Origin of the sequence: Metabacillus mangrovi (assembly GCF_009711125.1) — a bacterium.
Taxonomy (GTDB): domain Bacteria; phylum Bacillota; class Bacilli; order Bacillales; family Bacillaceae; genus Metabacillus_B; species Metabacillus_B mangrovi.
This window is the reverse complement of sequence record NZ_WMIB01000048.1, coordinates 1-1,580: the sequence shown is the minus strand read 5'-3', so window position 1 is coordinate 1,580 and position 1,580 is coordinate 1. Positions and strand designations below refer to the sequence as shown.

Genomic DNA, 1,580 nt, shown 5'->3' with positions numbered 1-1,580 from the left:
TCGAAGCGCCGTTAATTCTCTATTGTAAAAATCCTTAGAAAGGAGGTGATCCAGCCGCACCTTCCGATACGGCTACCTTGTTACGACTTCACCCCAATCATCTGCCCCACCTTAGGCGGCTGGCTCCCTTACGGGTTACCCCACCGACTTCGGGTGTTGCAAACTCTCGTGGTGTGACGGGCGGTGTGTACAAGGCCCGGGAACGTATTCACCGCGGCATGCTGATCCGCGATTACTAGCGATTCCGGCTTCATGCAGGCGAGTTGCAGCCTGCAATCCGAACTGAGAATGGTTTTATGGGATTCGCTGAACCTCGCGGTTTCGCTGCCCTTTGTACCATCCATTGTAGCACGTGTGTAGCCCAGGTCATAAGGGGCATGATGATTTGACGTCATCCCCACCTTCCTCCGGTTTGTCACCGGCAGTCACCTTAGAGTGCCCAACTGAATGCTGGCAACTAAGATCAAGGGTTGCGCTCGTTGCGGGACTTAACCCAACATCTCACGACACGAGCTGACGACAACCATGCACCACCTGTCACTCTGTCCCCCGAAGGGGAACCTTCCATCTCTGGAAGTGGCAGAGGATGTCAAGACCTGGTAAGGTTCTTCGCGTTGCTTCGAATTAAACCACATGCTCCACCGCTTGTGCGGGCCCCCGTCAATTCCTTTGAGTTTCAGTCTTGCGACCGTACTCCCCAGGCGGAGTGCTTAATGCGTTAGCTGCAGCACTAAAGGGCGGAAACCCTCTAACACTTAGCACTCATCGTTTACGGCGTGGACTACCAGGGTATCTAATCCTGTTCGCTCCCCACGCTTTCGCGCCTCAGCGTCAGTTACAGACCAGAGAGTCGCCTTCGCCACTGGTGTTCCTCCACATCTCTACGCATTTCACCGCTACACGTGGAATTCCACTCTCCTCTTCTGCACTCAAGTCCTCCAGTTTCCAATGACCCTCCCCGGTTGAGCCGGGGGCTTTCACATCAGACTTAAAAGACCGCCTGCGCGCGCTTTACGCCCAATAATTCCGGACAACGCTTGCCACCTACGTATTACCGCGGCTGCTGGCACGTAGTTAGCCGTGGCTTTCTGGTCAGGTACCGTCAAGGTGCAGACAGTTACTCCTGCACTTGTTCTTCCCTGACAACAGAGCTTTACGATCCGAAAACCTTCATCACTCACGCGGCGTTGCTCCGTCAGACTTTCGTCCATTGCGGAAGATTCCCTACTGCTGCCTCCCGTAGGAGTCTGGGCCGTGTCTCAGTCCCAGTGTGGCCGATCACCCTCTCAGGTCGGCTACGCATCGTCGCCTTGGTGAGCCATTACCTCACCAACTAGCTAATGCGCCGCGGGCCCATCTGTAAGTGACAGCCGAAACCGTCTTTCAATTCCGGACCATGCGGTCCGAAAGGTTATCCGGTATTAGCTCCGGTTTCCCGGAGTTATCCCAGTCTTACAGGCAGGTTGCCCACGTGTTACTCACCCGTCCGCCGCTGATCTCCGAAGAGATCCGCTCGACTTGCATGTATTAGGCACGCCGCCAGCGTTCGTCCTGAGCCAGGATCAAACTCTCCAAAAAGT

General features: G+C 55.3%; 1 rRNA gene. It reads right to left on the bottom strand.

The features are described from left to right. Window positions 1-38: 38 nt before the first annotated feature. Window positions 39-1,578, bottom strand: a 16S ribosomal RNA gene (locus GKZ89_RS20730). Window positions 1,579-1,580 lie beyond the last annotated feature (2 nt).